We start from the raw sequence: 15,577 nt of genomic DNA on the forward strand, positions 1-15,577 counted from the left end.
TGTCTCACCCTACGGGGCGTTCCCGCTGGCCGGGCAGCGTCGGACGCCCGGGGGTGTACACGTCGGAGCCGGGCTTGCCCGGCTCCTGCGCCGCGGACGTGGTCGCCGAGGGGCCCGACGGCGTACTCGCCGCCGCCGTGCGCCTGGCCTGCTGCGGCACCGCGTCGGCGACCTGGCCGCCCCCGGACATCCCGGACGGGACCGCGTGGATCTCGCTCTGCGGACGCCGGGCCCGGTAGGCGGCCCGGTACGCGGCCGGGGACGAGCCCAGCTGGCGCCGGAAATGCCCGCGCAGCGCGACCGGCGACCGGAAGCCGCAGCGGCCCGCGACCTCGTCGACTGAGTAGTCGGACGTCTCCAGCAGACGCTGCGCCTGGAGCACCCGCTGAGTGATCAGCCATTGCAGGGGAGCGCTCCCGGTGAGCGAACGAAAACGCCGGTCGAACGTGCGGCGGCTCATGTAGGCGCGCGCGGCCAGCGTCTCCACGTCGAACTGCTCGTGGAGATGCTCCAGCGCCCAGGCGACGACCTCGGCCAGCGGGTCGGCGCCGATCTCCTCTGGTAAAGACCTGTCGAGGTAGCGCTCCTGTCCACCGCTGCGGCGCGGTGGTACGACCAGCCTGCGGGCCAGCGCTCCGGCGGCCTCGGTGCCGTGGTCCGTCCGCACGATGTGCAGGCACAGGTCGATTCCGGCCGCCGTGCCGGCCGACGTCAGGACGTCGCCGTCGTCGACGAAGAGCTCGCGCGGGTCGACGTGCACCGACGGATAGCGCTTGGCGAGCGTCGGCGCGTACATCCAGTGCGTCGTCGCCGGGCGCCCGTCGAGCAGCCCGGCGGCCGCCAGTACGAAGGCGCCGGTGCACAGCCCCACGATGCGGGCGCCCTCCTCGTGGGCGCGGCGCAGCGCGTCCAGCGCCTCCGGCGGTGGCGGCGAGGTGATGGACCGCCACGCCGGTACGACGACGGTGCCTGCTCTGCTCATCGCCTCCAGGCCGTAGGGGGCGGTGAGTTCCAGCCCCCCCGTGGTGCGCAGTGGTCCGTCCTCGCCGGCACACACCAGCAGTCGGTATCGGGGCACTCCTGCATCCTGCCGGTCAATGCCGAACACAGAGAGCGGGATGGAGCTCTCGAAGATGGGGCCGCCGCTGAAGAGCAGCACCGCTACGATCTCCCGGCGGCGGCGTCCGGAGAGCTTCCGCGCGGCCTCCGGTACGGCAGTGGAGTCCTGGCTCATGACGCTAAGCCCCCCTCGGTGTTCGCGTCCTCTCGGTCCTGCACGTTTCCCCTCGGTCCTGCATGATTCCCCCGCCGTATATACCCATGATCGAATCTACTGTGTCCCGTGGCGCCGGCGTGACAACTTCGGCATTCGGCACTATGTCGACAAGGCAACTTGGCGCGAAGCATTCGATCACGAAGCGTTCCACTCGCGGCGCTCGCAGGGAAGTGCGCGTCCCGCTCATGGCCCGTCCCCGTAGGGTGCATTGGCCGGAGTCGGTCCTTTCATGCCTGGTGGAACGGGGGTTGGGAGGCCATTTCGCCAAGGGTTGGATCACAGCCGGAAGTTGGCTGAAAAGGTACGGGTCCGCGTGTGCGAGACCGTCATTCCCCCGGCGCGCTCTTTCCGGCATGACGCCCGCTCCGGTGCGACCCCGCCGCTTTCGCCAAGTGCGCGGCCGCGGCCTCGGCCGCAGCCGCCGCCGCAGCCTCGGCGGCCGCGCGCTCGGACCGGCGCAGGAGCACCCGGCAGACGGCGGTCACAGTAGCGAGCCCCAGCGTGGCCGCCGCCGCGCCACCGAACGAGGTGCCGCACACGACGAGCACCACGGGGACGAGGGCGCAGCTGAACGCGGCCCAGCGGACCACGTCGCCGGCCGGGTCGGCCCGCCGGCGGCGGCGCGGCGGCGCGCCGGCGGCGGGCGGGGAGGCGGCCTGCGGTGAGGCGGGGACTGGGGCGGTCGGAGTTCCGGGCACGGCGGGCTCCCTCACGTACACGGGTCGGCGACCGGCTAACGGGCGGCGGGCCCGTGGGGTCACTGAGGTCCGTCTGGTGAGACACCTGTAAGGGGCAACCGGCATTGCCTTACGGGCCGGGCTCGTGCATGCTCCCTGGAGCGCCTTGTGAACGCTGAGTGAGGGAAGGCGGGCTCTGGGCGGGAGAGAAGTGTCGCCGTACCCTTGGGGGTATGGGCTTGGGAAGATGATTCCCGGACACAGCTCCACCGCTCGTTGCTGCTCCCCACCTCAATAAAAGCGACCCCTCCCAAGAGGATTTCTTCGCCGAGACACCCATGGCCGGTCACGAAACCCCCGAACCCGCGGACCGCAAGCAGGTCGTAGATCCTCTGGACGACCTCCGGGCGGTGGAACAATCACGCCACTCCTGCGATCCCGCCTTCCAGCACGGTGTCGTCGTCGGATTCGACGGCTCCACGTCCAGTGAGCGGGCGCTTTCGTACGCCATCGGCATGGCGGTGCGGTCGGGTTCCGGCCTGATCATCGTGCATGTCGCCAACCGGCTGCCGACCACGGTCTGGGCGGGCTGCGAGCCCCCGGTCTTCGTGGACGTACCGGATCACCGCACCGAGGTGCTGGGGCTGGAACTGGCCTGCGCGGACTATCTCGCCGAGGTGCCGTGGATCCTCGTCGAGCGCGGCGGCGACATCTGCCACGAGCTGGAGGAGGTCGGCCAGGAGTACTCGGCCGACGCCATCGTCGTCGGTTCGACGCACGGCATCGTCGGGCGGATCTTCGGTTCGGTGGCGGGCCGGCTGGCGCGGCGCGCGCAGCGGCCGGTCATCGTGATCCCGTAGCGCACGGGACCACGACGACGCGGCGTCCGGCTGCTACTCGACCGTCACGGACTTGGCCAGGTTGCGCGGCTTGTCGATGTCGCGGCCCATGGCCAGCGCCGTGTGGTACGCGAAGAGCTGGAGCGGGATGCCCATGAGGATCGGGTCCAGCTCCGTCTCGTTCTTCGGGACCACGATGGTGTGGTCGGCCTTCTCCTGCTCACGGTGCGCGACCGCCAGGATCCGGCCGCTGCGCGCCTTGATCTCCTCCAGCGCCGCCCGGTTCTTCTCCAGCAGCTCGTCGTCGGGCACGATCGCGACCGTCGGCAGGGCGGGCTCGATCAGGGCGAGCGGGCCGTGCTTGAGCTCGGAGGCGGGGTACGCCTCGGCGTGGATGTAGGAGATCTCCTTCAGCTTGAGGGATGCCTCCAGCGCCACCGGGTAGCCCCGGACGCGGCCGATGAACATCATCGACTGGGCGCCCGCGTACTCCTCGGCGAGCTTCTTGATGTCGTCCTCGCCCTCCAGGATCTCGGCGATCTGGGCGGGCAGCTTGCGCAGGCCCTCGATGAGGCGCTTGCCGTCCGAGACGGACAGGTCGCGGATGCGGCCCAGGTGCAGGGCGAGCAGCGCGAAGGCGACCACGGTGTTGGTGAAGCACTTCGTGGAGACGACGCAGACCTCGGGACCGGCGTGGACGTACATGCCGCCGTCGGCCTCGCGGGCGATCGCCGAGCCGACGACGTTGACGACGCCGAGGACGCGGGCGCCCTTGCGCTTCAGCTCCTGCACGGCCGCCAGCACGTCGTACGTCTCACCGGACTGGGAGACCGCGACGTACAGGGTGTCGGGGTCGACGACCGGGTTGCGGTAGCGGAACTCGGACGCGGGCTCGGCGTCGGCGGGGATGCGGGCCAGCTCCTCGATGAGCTGCGCGCCGATCATGCCCGCGTGGTACGAGGTGCCGCAGCCGAGGATCTTCACGCGGCGGATGCCGCGCGCCTCGCGGGCGTCCAGGTTCAGGCCGCCCAGGTGCACGGTGGAGAAGCGGTCGTCGATGCGGCCGCGCAGCACGCGGTCCACGGCGTCGGACTGCTCGGAGATCTCCTTGTGCATGTACGTGTCGTGGCCGCCCATGTCGTACGACTCGGCCTCCCACTCCACGGTGGTCGGCGTGGCCGTCGTGCGGGAGCCCTCGGTGGTGTACGTGCGGAAGTCGTCGGCCTTGAGGGTGGCCATCTCGCCGTCTTCGAGGGTGACGATCTGGCGGGTGTGGGAGACGAGCGCCGCGATGTCGGAGGCGACGAACATCTCCTTCTCACCGATGCCGAGGACGACCGGCGAGCCGTTGCGGGCGACGACGATGCGGTCGGAGAAGTCGGCGTGCATGACGGCGACGCCGTACGTGCCCTCGACGTGGCGCAGCGCCTCGCGGACCTTCTCCTCCAGCGTCACGGCCTGCGAGCGGGAGACGAGGTGGACCAGGACCTCGGTGTCCGTCTCGGAGAGGAACTCGACGCCGTCGGCGACCAGCTTCGCGCGCAGCTCGGTGGCGTTGTCGATGATGCCGTTGTGGACGACGGCGACCTTGCCCTCGGCGTCGAGGTGCGGGTGGGCGTTCTCGTCGCTCGGGGCGCCGTGGGTGGCCCAGCGGGTGTGGGCGATGCCGGTGGTGCCGGCGAAGCGCTTCGGGACCCTGGCCTCCAGGTCGCGGACGCGGCCCTTCGCCTTGACCATCTTCAGGCCGCTGGCCTTCGGGCTGGTGATGACGATGCCCGCCGAGTCGTAGCCGCGGTACTCCAGGCGCTGGAGCCCTTCGAGCAGCAGCGGGGCGACGTCACGCTTGCCGATGTAACCGACGATTCCGCACATGTAATGGGTATCCCTCGAGTCGTTGGGTGTGTGCTCTCAGCCGTAGACGATGCGGCGCAGCTGCCGGAGCGAGAGCTCCGGCGGCGCCACGGCGCGGTGCGGCAGCTCGGCCGCGATCCGCTCGAAGATCTCCGCGTTCACCAGTCCGCCGGACTGGAGCTCCCGGTGGCGGCGGCGTACGAAGTCCTCCGCCGTCTCGTCGAAGTACGCCAGTACGTCGAGCACCACCCGGCCGGCCTCACCGCGCGGGAGCGCGGTGCTGCGGACCAGATGGTCGATGAGGTCGTCGTACGGGGACGACGGGCGGCGTTCGAGCACCCGTAGATACTGCGGGTGGGCCGGGGGCGTTCGCAAGAAATCTGCCCGTAATCGGGCAGGATTTCGGTCACAGGGCGAAAAATGCAGCTCGCAACCGTGGGTCAGTGTGCTGTCGGCTTGTACGTCGGGCGGGCGACACGGAGCGGAGAAGTGGTCTACACCCTTGACCCTGAAGCGGGGCGCGCGATACGCATGGTGACCGTTCGCCTGCACCACGCCACTGTCGCGAAGCCCGCTGAAGGGACCGCCCGTGAGTCAACGCAGAAGGATTCCACGCCTGTTCGCCCCGCTGCTCCTCGTCGCCGCCGCCGGCGCGACGGGTGTCGCCGCCGTCCCGGCCGCCGCCGAGCAGGCCGTGCGGGCGAGACCGTTGGGCCAAGTGATTCCGGCGCCCGCCTCCGTCTCCGAGGGCGGGCCTTCTTATGCCCTCACGGGTCGCACGCGCATCCGGGTGGACGAGGACTCGCGCGAGGCGCGGCGGATCGGCGCGTACCTCGCGGACATACTGCGTCCCTCCACCGGCTTCGAACTGCCCGTCACCGCGCGCGACGCCAAGGACGGCATCCGGCTGCGGCTCGGCTCCGGGGACACCTCGCTGGGCGACGAGGGCTACCGGCTGGAGTCCGGCCGCCACGGCGTGACCATCACCGCCCGCAAGGCCGCCGGGCTCTTCCACGGCGTCCAGACGCTCCGTCAGCTCCTGCCCGCCTCGGTGGAGAAGGACACCCGGCAGCCCGGTCCCTGGACGGTCGCGGGCGGCACCATCGAGGACGCGCCGCGCTACGGCTACCGCGGCGCGATGCTCGACGTGTCGCGGCACTTCTTCAGCGTCGACAAGGTCAAGACGTACATCGACCAGATGGCGCTCTACAAGGTCAACAAGCTCCACCTGCACCTCTCCGACGACCAGGGCTGGCGCATCGCCATCGACTCCTGGCCGCGTCTGACGACGTACGGCGGCTCGACCCAGGTGGGCGGCGGCCCCGGCGGCTACTACACGAAGGCCGACTACCGGGAGATCCTCCGGTACGCCGCCTCCCGCCACCTGGAGGTCGTCCCCGAGATCGACCTGCCCGGCCACACCAACGCGGCCCTCGCCTCGTACGCCGAGCTGAACTGCGACGGCGTCGCGCCGCCCCTCTACACCGGCACGAAGGTGGGCTTCAGCTCGCTGTGCGTGCCCAAGGACATCACGTACGAGTTCGTGGACGACGTGGTGCGGGAGATCGCCGAGATGACGCCCGGCAAGTACATCCACCTCGGCGGAGACGAGGCGCACTCGACGCCGCACAAGGACTACGTCGCCTTCATGGACAGGGCGCAGGCCATCGTCGGCGAGTACGGCAAGACGGTGATGGGCTGGCACCAGCTGACCGGCGGCAACCCGGTCGAGGGCGCGGTCGCGCAGTACTGGGGTCTCGACAAGACCTCGGCGACGGAGAAGGCGCAGGTCGCCGACGCCGCCAAGAACGGGACGAAGCTGGTGCTGTCACCGGCCGACCGGGCGTACCTCGACATGAAGTACGACAAGAGCACCCCGCTCGGCCTCGCCTGGGCGGGCTACGTCGAGGTGCAGCGTTCGTACGACTGGGACCCGGGGACGTACCTGCCGGGCGCGCCGGCCGAGTCGGTGCTCGGGGTCGAGGCGCCGATGTGGTCCGAGACGGTGTGGACCAACGACCAGGTCGAGTACATGGCGTTCCCGAGGCTGCCGGGGATCGCCGAGCTCGGCTGGTCGCCTGCGGCCACGCACGACTGGGACACGTACAAGGTGCGGCTGGCGGCGCAGGGGCCGCGGATGTCCGCGCTGGGGATCGACTACTACCGCTCGGCGCAGGTCCCCTGGCCCGCGGAGTAGAGGAGCAGGCGGCAGATGGTGCGGCGGGCGTCCGTGAGGGCCTTGGACACGGGCGCCCGCCCGCACATCCGTCCCGGTCAGGCGGGTGCGTACCGCGCGATCGGGTTGTCGAGGGTGCCGACGAGCTGGAGCGCGCCCGCCGGGTCCTGAAGGTCGACCATCTGCTTGTTGTTGCGCAGCTGGAGCCGGTTCAGGCAGGACAGCGCGAACTCGGGCGCGAACATGTCGTACTGCTTGAACTTGTCCGCGAGCTCCGGGTGGGCCTGCTGGTAGTCGGCCACGCAGTCCGCGACCGCCCGCCAGAAGGTCTCCTCGTCGAGTACGCCGTCGGTGGCGAGCGTGGCGCCGAGGAAGCGGAAGAAGCAGTCGAAGACGTCGGTGAACAGCGACAGCAGCTTCATGTCCTCCGGGACCTCGGCGCGCACGCGCTCGACGGCCGGCGGGAGCACCGCGTCCGGGTCCATCACGCAGATCTCCTCCGCGATGTCCTTGAAGATGGCGCGGGTCACGACGCCGTCCTCGACGGCGAGGATGACGTTCTCGCCGTGCGGCATGAAGACGAGGTCGTACGTGTAGAAGCTGTGCAGCAGCGGAGTGAGGTACGCGTGGAGGTAGCGGCGCAGCCAGTTCGCGGGTTCGAGGCCCGACTCGGCGATGAGGGCGCCCGCGAAGGACGCGCCGTCGTGGTCGGTGTGCAGCAGCGACGCCATGGTGGCGAGGCGCTCGCCCGGCGCGAGCGACGGGACGGGGCTCTCGCGCCACAGCGCGGCGAGCATCTTGAGGTACGGGGAGCCCTTGGCGGTGGCCGCTTCGTACTGGCGGTGGTGGTAGCCGATGGCCGCGCGCTCGCGGATGATCGTCAGGCCGGTGGACCGGAAGGTGTCGTCACCGGCGATCAGGTTGGCCAGCCAGTCGTTGATGGCGGGCGTGGCCTCCATGTAGGCGGCCGACAGTCCGCGCATGAAGCCCATGTTGATGACGGACAGAGCCGTCTTGACGTAGTGCTTCGACGGGGCGCTCGTGTTGAAGAAGGTACGGATCGACTGCTGGGCGAGGTAGGTGTCGTCGCCCTCGCCGAGGCAGACGAGGCGCTGCTGGGCGACCTCGGCCGAGAAGGTGACGGACAGCTTGTTCCACCACTGCCAGGGGTGCACCGGGATGAGGTAGTAGTCGGCCAGGTCGAGCCCGAGGCCGGCCAGCGTCGCCGCGAACCGGTCGACGGTCGCGTCGCCCAGCTCGTCCCGTACGAAGCTCTCGTAGTCGAGTCCCGCGCCGGACGTGAAGGTGGCGTGGTCGCGCCGGGCCGCCAGCCAGACCAGCCGGACGGGCGCGGCGGTCTCGGGGGCGTACGCGCGGTACTCGTTGATGCCGAAACCGAGGCGGCCGTTGTTGGCGACGAAGCAGGGGTGACCCTCGGTCATCCCGGTCTCGATCGCCTGGAAGCCGGCGCGGCTGAGGGCGGCGGAGGTGACGGGCGTCTTGGTGAGCTTGTACGCCGTACCGGAGAGGGTGGAGCTGATCTCCTCCAGGTAGACGGGCAGGATCTCCGCGCTCAGGCCGAGCGCCCCGCGCAGCTCGATGAAGAATTCGAGCGCGTCGAGGGCAATCTCGGCGCCGTCGCGATGGCGGGTGATGGACTCCGGGGAGACCTGCCAGTGGTCGAGCGCGTGGCGGCGGGCGGCGAAGCGGTACTCGGTCGCGCCATCGTCCGAGCGGACGGCGTAGGTGTCGTCACCGAGCGGCTCGGGCGTCAGCAGGCGCTCGTGGGAGAACTCGGCGAGCGCCTTGCGGACGAGCAGGCGGCTCGCGTGCGCCCAGCGCTCGGGGGTGAGGTGGGAGACGGCGCCGGCCGGGGTCGTGGCGGCAGGGTCCACGGCGGCGGGGTTCACAGGGCGGCTCCCACGGCGGCGTGGAAGCTCTCACGGGTGCAGACGCTCAGGTAGGCGTCCTTCTCCGGCTTGGCGATCTTCTCGACGATCTCGAAGCCGACTGCCTCGTTGAGGCGGTGTACGGCGGTGTTGCGCACGTCGGGCTCGACGACCACGCGGCGGGTGGCCGGGTCGGCGAACAGCGTCTCCATCACCGCGGCGATCACGGCGCGGGTGAAGCCGTGGACGGGCTTGTCGGTCGGCGCGACCAGGAAGTGCATGCCGACGTCGCCGGGCTGGGCGTCGTACAGGCCGACGAGCTCGACGTGGGCGGGGTCGTAGCGCTCCATGAGGAAGGCGGGCTCGCCCTCGTACTCGCCGATGAAGGCGTCGTGGTGCTCGGAGGCGGATATCGCCATGTACTCGCGCTCGACGTCCGGCAGCGACGCCTCCTGCATCATCCAGAAGGCCGCCTTGGGGTGCGTCACCCAGCCGTGCAGCAGCCCGGCGTCCGCGAAGGGGGCGAGAGGGCGGATGGAGAATGAGTTGTTCATATGGCGAACTCCTGGAAAGCGATGGTCTTCTCGACCGGGTAGTACTCGGAGCCCAGCAGCTCACCGATGATGTAGGCGTTGCGGTACGCGCTCATGCCCAGGTCGGGCGAGGTGATGCTGTGGGTGTGGACGGCGGCGTTCTGGAGGAAGATGCCGCGTCCGGTGGTGTCGATGCTGTAGTTGCGGGCCACGTCGTACCGGCCCTGCCCGTCCCAGCGGATCCGGTCCCGTACGCCCTCCAGGAAGGCGGGCGTGCGGTAGCGGTAGCCGGTCGCCAGGACCAGACCCTCGGTGAGCAGCTCGAAGTCCTTGCCCTGCTCCTCCTGGCACAGGCCAAGGGTGTACGTCCCGGTCCCCGCGTCGTGGCTCGCGGTGTTCAGCGAGGAGTTGGTGAGCAGCCGGGTGGGGACCGGGCCCTTGAGGCTCTTCTGGTAGAGCAGGTCGAAGATCGCGTCGATCAGCTCGGAGTCGATGCCCTTGAAGAGGTTCTTCTGCTGGGACTCCAGGCGGTAGCGCGTCTTCTCGGGGAGCGCGTGGAAGTAGTCGACGTACTCCGGGGAGGTCATCTCCAGCGTGAGCTTGGTGTACTCCAGCGGGAAGAAGCGCGGGGAGCGGGTGACCCAGTTGAGCCGGTAGCCGTGCACGTCGATCTCGGAGAGGAGATCGTAATAGATCTCCGCCGCGCTCTGGCCGCTGCCGACCAGAGTGATGGACTTCTTCGCCTGGAGCGCCTCTTTGCTCTGCACATAGCGCGAGTTGTGGACGAAGTCGCCGCCGAGGTCCTGGCAGGCGTCCGGGATGTACGGCGGGGTGCCGGTGCCCAGGACCAGGTGGCGGGCGCGGTAGGTGGTGTCCTGGGTGCGGACGACGTACAGCTCGGCCTCGGCGTCGAACTCGACGGAGGAGACCGTCTGGTTGAAGCGGATGTTGCTGAGCTTGGCGGCGGCCCAGCGGCAGTAGTCGTTGTACTCGGTCCGCAGCGGATAGAAGTTCTCACGGATGTAGAACGAGTACAGCCGCCCCGACTCCTTCAGATACTGGAGGAAGGAGTACGGCGAGGTCGGGTCGGCCATCGTGACCAGGTCCGACATGAAGGGCGTCTGGAGGTGTGCGCCTTCCAGGAACATCCCGGCGTGCCACTCGAAGTTCGGCTTCGTCTCCAGGAAGAGACCGGCCAGCTCGTCGATCGGCTCGGTCAGGCAGGCGAGGCCGAGGTTGAACGGACCGAGTCCGATACCGATGAAGTCAAGAGGCGCGAGGGGCTCAAGAGGCGTGGACAAGGGACTCTCCCAGGTACTGCTCGGCGTGGCCGGCGATGAGGTCGAGTACGGCCGCGATGTCGGTCAGCGTCGTCTCGGGGTTGAGAAGGGTGAATTTCAGGTAGTGCTTGCCGCCGACCTTCGTCCCGGCCACGACGGCGTCGCCGGAGGCGAACAGCGCCTTGCGGGCGTAGAGGTTGGCGCGGTCGATCACCGCGGGGCTGGTGACGTCGGCCGGGATGTAGCGGAAGACGAGGGTGGAGAGAGTGGGCTGGACGACGACGTCGTAGCGCGGGTCGCCGGCGAGCAGCTGCCAGCCGTCGGCCGCCAGGTCGCAGACCTCGTCGAAGAGTTCACCGACGCCGTCCGCGCCCATGGTCCGCAGCGTCATCCACAGCTTGAGGGCGTCGAAGCGGCGGGTGGTCTGGAGGGACTTGTCGACCTGGTTGGGGATGCGCTCCTCGGCCATCCGGCGCGGGTTGAGGTAGTCGGCGTGGTACGTCGCGTGGCGCAGGGTGGCGCCGTCGCGGACCAGCAGCGCGCTCGAACTCACCGGCTGGAAGAAGGACTTGTGGTAGTCGACGGTGACCGAGTCGGCCTTCTCGATGCCGTCGAGGAGGTGGCGGCGGCTGCGGGAGGCCAGCAGGCCGCAGCCGTACGCCGCGTCGACGTGCATCCAGGTGCCGTACAGCTCGCACAGCTCGGCGATCTCGGGCAGCGGGTCGATCGAGCCGAAGTCGGTGGTGCCGGCGGTGGCGACGACGGCCATCGGGACGAGGCCCTCGTTCGCGCAGCGGGCCAGCTCGCGGGCGAGGGCCACGGTCTGCATGCGCTTGTCGCCGTCGCAGGGGATCGCGATGACGGCTTCGGGGGAGAGGCCGAGGAGTTTCGCGGACTTCTGGACGCTGAAGTGGCCGCACTCGGAGGCGAAGACGCGGAGTTTGGCGGAGTCGGTCGTCTTGGCCTCCTCGCGGGCGAGGAGGAGTGCCTGGAGGTTCGACTGGGAGCCGCCGCTGGTGAAGACGCCGTCGGCGCCGGTCTCGGCGTTCGTACCGAAGCCGATGCGGGCGGTCGTCCAGTCGACGAGGCGGCGCTCGATGAGGGTGGCGCCCGCGCTCTGGTCCCAGGTGTCCAGGGAGGAGTTCACGGCGGAGAGCACGGCCTCGGCGGCGACGGCCGGGATGACGACCGGGCAGTTGAGGTGCGCGAGGTAGCGCGGGTGGTGGAAGTAGACGGCGTCCCGCAGGTAGACGGATTCCAGCTCGTCCAGGGCGCTGGTGATGTCACCGAGCGGCCGGTCGAGGTCTATCGCGTCGAATCTGGGGGCGAGCTGCTCCGGCGTGATGCCGGTGAACGGCCGGTCGGTCGCGGCGAGTTTGTCCGCCACCCGCTCGACCGCTGCGGTGGCGGTCCGGCGATACCGCTCGGCGGTCGTGTCATTGAGCAGGTGTGAGCGCATGAACTGTCCTCCCGGGTACGGGAATCAACGCGCCCTCAGGACAGGAGAGGGGGGCGAGGGCGCGATGTGTAAGTAAGGTTAGCCTACCCTTACTTAAACTCGCAACGACCCTCGCCCCCCAGGAGGCGCAGCTGTTGTGGCAAGACGGTGGGAAGCGGGTGGAAGGAGCGCGAACCGCGAGAAGGCTGCGGGGTCGGCGGGGGAGCCGGCCATAGGGCCGGCGGCGGGAAGGACGGTGGAAGGACGGCCGGTGGCCGCGCTTCTACGCCTCTTCCTCTTCCGCCCGTTCGCGGAGCTGCTCCTCGCTCAGCCCGCGGCGCCAGTAGCCCACGAACGTCACGCGCTTGCGGTCGAACTTCCGCTCCTGGACGAGATGGCGGCGCAGCGCCCGTACACACGAGGACTCGCCGGCGATCCACGTGTACGGCGTGCCCCCGGGCAACTCCGCCGCGCTCACCGCCTCAAGGGGAGTGGGCGCTTTCTCGTCCCGTACCAGCCAGGTGATGTCCGCGTCGGCCGCCGTGGACAGCTCCAGACGGTCGTCGGCGTGCTGGACCTCGATCCAGACCTTCGCCTTCGTGCCCGCCGGCAGCCACTCCAGGGCGGCGGCCGCGGCCGGAAGCGCCGTCTCGTCCGCCCATATCAGGACCCACTCGGTGTCCTGGGGCGGGCGGAAGCGTACGGCGGTGTTGTCCTCGACGGCGGGGCCCAGGACCACGACACGGTCGCCCGAACCCGCCTGCGCCGCCCAGCGGCTCGCGGGTCCGCCGTCGCCGTGCAGGGCGAAGTCGATGTCGACCTCGTCGGCCTCGGCGCCGTCGGCGGCGCGGCGCTGCTCGCGCAGTGTGTACGAGCGCATGACCGCGCGCACGTTCTCGGGCAACGCGCGGTACGCACCGAACCAGTCCGGCTCGGTCTCCGGCGGAAGCACCGGTTCCGGCTGGCCGGGGTGCGGCAGGAAGAGCGAGAGGCTCTGGTCGCGGCCCCCGGAGGCGAAGCCCCGCAGGTCCTCGCCTCCGAACGTGACCCTGAGTAGGGAGGTGCTGAGCCGTCGCGTCCGCACGACCGTCAGGCCGAAGAAGCGGAACGGGACGGTCGTGGTGTCGGCGGCGGCTTCAGTCCCTGTCATCGTCAGGCGACCTTCTTGGCCTTCTCGATGGCCTCGGCGAGGTCTTCGAGGATCGGCGCGCACTTGTCGTAGGAGTAGATCGGCTCCGTGGTGCGCGGGATGACCTGGCCGGCCTTGACGGCGGGCAGCCGGGTCCAGGTCGGCTTGTCCTTCAGGGCGGAGGGCTGAAGAACGGCGGTCCGGTTGTCCATCATGATGATGTCGGCCTTGTACTTGTCGACGTTCTCCCAGCTCAGGCTCTCGAAGAAGCCGGCCGCGTCGACCTTCGGCTCGACGAAGTTCACGCCCAGCTCCTGGAAGTAGAGCGTGTCGGCGGACATCTTCGCGAGGGAGACGTAGAACAGGTCCGGGCTCGCCGAGCCGATCATGACCTTGACCTTCGGGTTGGCCTTGGCGGCCTGGCGCAGGCGCTCGGCCGCCTTCTCGAAGCGGGCCTTGGCGTCAGCGGTCTTCTTGCCCTTGACGTCCGCGCCCAGGGACTCGGCGAGGTCGGCGTGGCGCTGGATCGCCTTGGGGATCGTGGTCTCGGCGGCCCACAGGGCGACGCTCGGGGCGACCTTGAGGATCTTCTTGCTGGACGCCTCGGGGACGTACCAGAGCTTGTCCTTCTCCCACATGGCGGTGACCAGCAGGTCCGGGTTCAGGCCGACGTACTCCTCGACGTTGAACTCGTCGTAGGCGTTTCCGATGATCTTGACCTTGTTGATGTCGAGGTCACCGGCCTGCACGTCGGCCTTGCCGTCGGCGGTCTTGGTGGGGCCGAAGACGCCCTTGACCTCGACGCCGAAGTCGTGGAGCGCGGCGGCCACGCCGGTGAACGCGACGATGTTCTTCGGGGTGGCCGGGCTCTTCACCGTCTTGCCGCGGTCGTCCTTGAAGGTCCACGGCCCCGACTTCCCGGCGGCCTTGTCCTCGCTTTTCGCGGAGGTCTCGCCGCAGGCGGTCAGCGCGGCGCCGATGCCGAGGGCGCCGCCGACGGCCAGCAGGCTGCGGCGGGAGAGGCGGGAAGCTGGGGCGTGAGGCATGACGGTGTCTGCTTTCGTACGTGCGGCTGGGTCCATCGCGGGACAAGTTCGAGGGTAGGTTAGCCTAACCTCACGTGATGTCCAGGGGCCGGTTCCACGAGGCGGACAGCGTCGGGGAGCGGGCGAGCCGAACTGCCTCTGGGACTAACGGCGTTGCCGCTGGACCGCGCCGAAGCCCTCGCGGGACCGCGGTGCCGGACCGTCACCTCCCCGCACCCGCCGCACGCACAGCGGCCCCGCACCGTGCGGTGCGGGGCCGGTCTGGTCCGGTGTTACGGGATGTCAGCCGGTGAGGCCGAGCTCGCGGGCGATCAGCATGCGCTGGACCTCGCTCGTGCCCTCACCGATCTCCAGGATCTTGGAGTCGCGCCACATGCGGGCCACCGGGTACTCGTTCATGAAGCCGTAGCCGCCGTGGATCTGGGTGGCCTCGCGGGCGTTGTCGACCGCGACCGTGGAGGAGTACAGCTTCGCCAGCGCCGCCTCCTTCTTGAACGGCTCGCCCTGGACCAGGCGCGACGCGGCGTCGCGCCAGCCGACGCGGGCCATGTGCGCGCGCATCTCCATGTCGGCGATCTTGAACTGGATCGCCTGGTTGGAGCCGATCGGCCGGCCGAAGGTGTGCCGCTCCTTCGCGTACGCCACGGACTCGTCGACGCAGCCCTGGGCCAGGCCGGTCGCGAGTGCCGAGATGGCGATGCGGCCCTCGTCGAGGATGCGCAGGAACTGGGCGTAACCCCGGCCCTCTTCACCGAGCAGGTTGCCGAGCGGCACCCGCACGTCGGAGAACGACAGCTCGCGGGTGTCCGAGGCGTTCCAGCCGACCTTGGAGTACGGGGCGGCGACGGTGAAGCCGGGGGTGCCGGACGGGACGATGATCGCCGAGATCTCCGGCTTGCCGTCGGGCTTGCGGCCGGTCACGGCGGTGACGGTGACCAGGCCGGTGATGTCCGTACCGGAGTTGGTGATGAAGCACTTGGAGCCGTTGATGACCCACTCGTCGCCCTCGCGGCGCGCGGTCGTCTTCGTGCCGCCGGCGTCCGAGCCGCAGTCCGGCTCGGTCAGGCCGAACGCGCCCAGCATCTCGCCCGAGCACAGCCGGGGCAGCCACTCGCGCTTCTGCTCCTCCGTGCCGAAGCGGAAGACGGGCATCGCGCCCAGCGAGACGCCCGCTTCGAGGGTGATGGCCACGGAGGAGTCGACGCGGGCCAGCTCTTCGAGGACGATGCCGAGCGCGAGGTAGTCGCCGCCCATGCCGCCGTACTCCTCCGGGAAGGGCAGTCCGAAGAGCCCCATGCGGCCCATCTCGCGGACGATCTCGTACGGGAACTCGTGGCGCTCGTAGAAGTCGCCGATCTTCGGGGCGACGACGTCGTGGGCGAACTCCTCGACCGTGCGGCGGAGTTCTTCGTGCTCGGGCGAGAGGCGGTGGTCGAGGGACAT

The 15,577-nt window shown here is 69.8% G+C and carries 13 protein-coding genes; 2 read left to right on the forward strand and 11 right to left on the reverse strand.

The window, feature by feature from the left end:
* Window positions 1-4: 4 nt before the first annotated feature.
* Complete coding sequence (locus tag AS594_RS22105; RefSeq protein WP_069928663.1) at window positions 5-1,234, reverse strand: helix-turn-helix domain-containing protein; 1,230 nt, start codon at window positions 1,232-1,234, stop codon at window positions 5-7.
* 368 nt (window positions 1,235-1,602) lie between these two features.
* The gene (locus AS594_RS22110) at window positions 1,603-1,974 is read right to left on the reverse strand and encodes a hypothetical protein (protein ID WP_420877817.1); all 372 of its coding nucleotides are present in this window, start codon (window positions 1,972-1,974) and stop codon (window positions 1,603-1,605) included.
* A gap of 317 nt (window positions 1,975-2,291) precedes the next feature.
* Here AS594_RS22110 and AS594_RS22115 point away from each other — a divergent pair, with 317 nt between their 5' ends.
* On the forward strand, window positions 2,292-2,813 hold the full coding sequence (locus AS594_RS22115) for a universal stress protein (RefSeq protein ID WP_069928665.1): 522 nt from the start codon (window positions 2,292-2,294) through the stop codon (window positions 2,811-2,813).
* A gap of 33 nt (window positions 2,814-2,846) precedes the next feature.
* On the opposite strand, the gene glmS is transcribed toward AS594_RS22115, so the two are convergent.
* On the reverse strand, window positions 2,847-4,664 hold the full coding sequence (gene glmS / locus AS594_RS22120) for a glutamine--fructose-6-phosphate transaminase (isomerizing) (RefSeq protein ID WP_069935294.1): 1,818 nt from the start codon (window positions 4,662-4,664) through the stop codon (window positions 2,847-2,849).
* A gap of 36 nt (window positions 4,665-4,700) precedes the next feature.
* Window positions 4,701-4,982 carry a hypothetical protein gene (locus AS594_RS22125; protein ID WP_069928667.1) on the reverse strand — a complete coding sequence of 94 codons (282 nt, stop codon included), beginning with the start codon at window positions 4,980-4,982 and terminating at the stop codon, window positions 4,701-4,703.
* A 250-nt stretch (window positions 4,983-5,232) separates the two neighbouring features.
* On the opposite strand from AS594_RS22125, the gene AS594_RS22130 reads away from it, so the two are divergent.
* Window positions 5,233-6,840, forward strand: coding sequence for a beta-N-acetylhexosaminidase (locus tag AS594_RS22130; protein ID WP_069935295.1), 1,608 nt, complete (start codon window positions 5,233-5,235; stop codon window positions 6,838-6,840).
* Window positions 6,841-6,917: 77 nt separating this feature from the next.
* On the opposite strand, the gene AS594_RS22135 is transcribed toward AS594_RS22130, so the two are convergent.
* From AS594_RS22135 to AS594_RS22165, 7 genes are all read right to left on the reverse strand, one after another.
* Window positions 6,918-8,729 carry an IucA/IucC family protein gene (locus AS594_RS22135; protein WP_276207412.1) on the reverse strand — a complete coding sequence of 604 codons (1,812 nt, stop codon included), beginning with the start codon at window positions 8,727-8,729 and terminating at the stop codon, window positions 6,918-6,920.
* The gene (locus AS594_RS22140; RefSeq protein ID WP_069935296.1) at window positions 8,726-9,262 is read right to left on the reverse strand and encodes a GNAT family N-acetyltransferase; all 537 of its coding nucleotides are present in this window, start codon (window positions 9,260-9,262) and stop codon (window positions 8,726-8,728) included. The genes AS594_RS22135 and AS594_RS22140 overlap by 4 nt, the downstream gene beginning before the upstream one ends.
* Window positions 9,259-10,542: a lysine N(6)-hydroxylase/L-ornithine N(5)-oxygenase family protein gene (locus tag AS594_RS22145; protein WP_069935297.1), complete on the reverse strand. Its 1,284-nt coding sequence runs from the start codon at window positions 10,540-10,542 to the stop codon at window positions 9,259-9,261. Before AS594_RS22145 ends, AS594_RS22140 begins: the two co-directional genes overlap by 4 nt.
* Entirely contained in the window at window positions 10,526-11,980 is a 1,455-nt protein-coding gene (locus tag AS594_RS22150) for a pyridoxal phosphate-dependent decarboxylase family protein (RefSeq protein ID WP_069928671.1), read from the reverse strand. The genes AS594_RS22145 and AS594_RS22150 overlap by 17 nt, the downstream gene beginning before the upstream one ends.
* Before the next feature lie 262 nt (window positions 11,981-12,242).
* Entirely contained in the window at window positions 12,243-13,109 is an 867-nt protein-coding gene (locus AS594_RS22155; RefSeq protein ID WP_069928672.1) for a siderophore-interacting protein, read from the reverse strand.
* Between the two features lie 2 nt (window positions 13,110-13,111).
* Window positions 13,112-14,134, reverse strand: a complete 1,023-nt coding sequence (locus AS594_RS22160; protein WP_069928673.1) for an ABC transporter substrate-binding protein — start codon at window positions 14,132-14,134, stop codon at window positions 13,112-13,114.
* Between the two features lie 282 nt (window positions 14,135-14,416).
* Window positions 14,417-15,577 carry an acyl-CoA dehydrogenase family protein gene (locus AS594_RS22165; RefSeq protein WP_069928674.1) on the reverse strand — a complete coding sequence of 387 codons (1,161 nt, stop codon included), beginning with the start codon at window positions 15,575-15,577 and terminating at the stop codon, window positions 14,417-14,419.

The organism is Streptomyces agglomeratus, from assembly GCF_001746415.1.
Lineage (GTDB): Bacteria > Actinomycetota > Actinomycetes > Streptomycetales > Streptomycetaceae > Streptomyces > Streptomyces agglomeratus.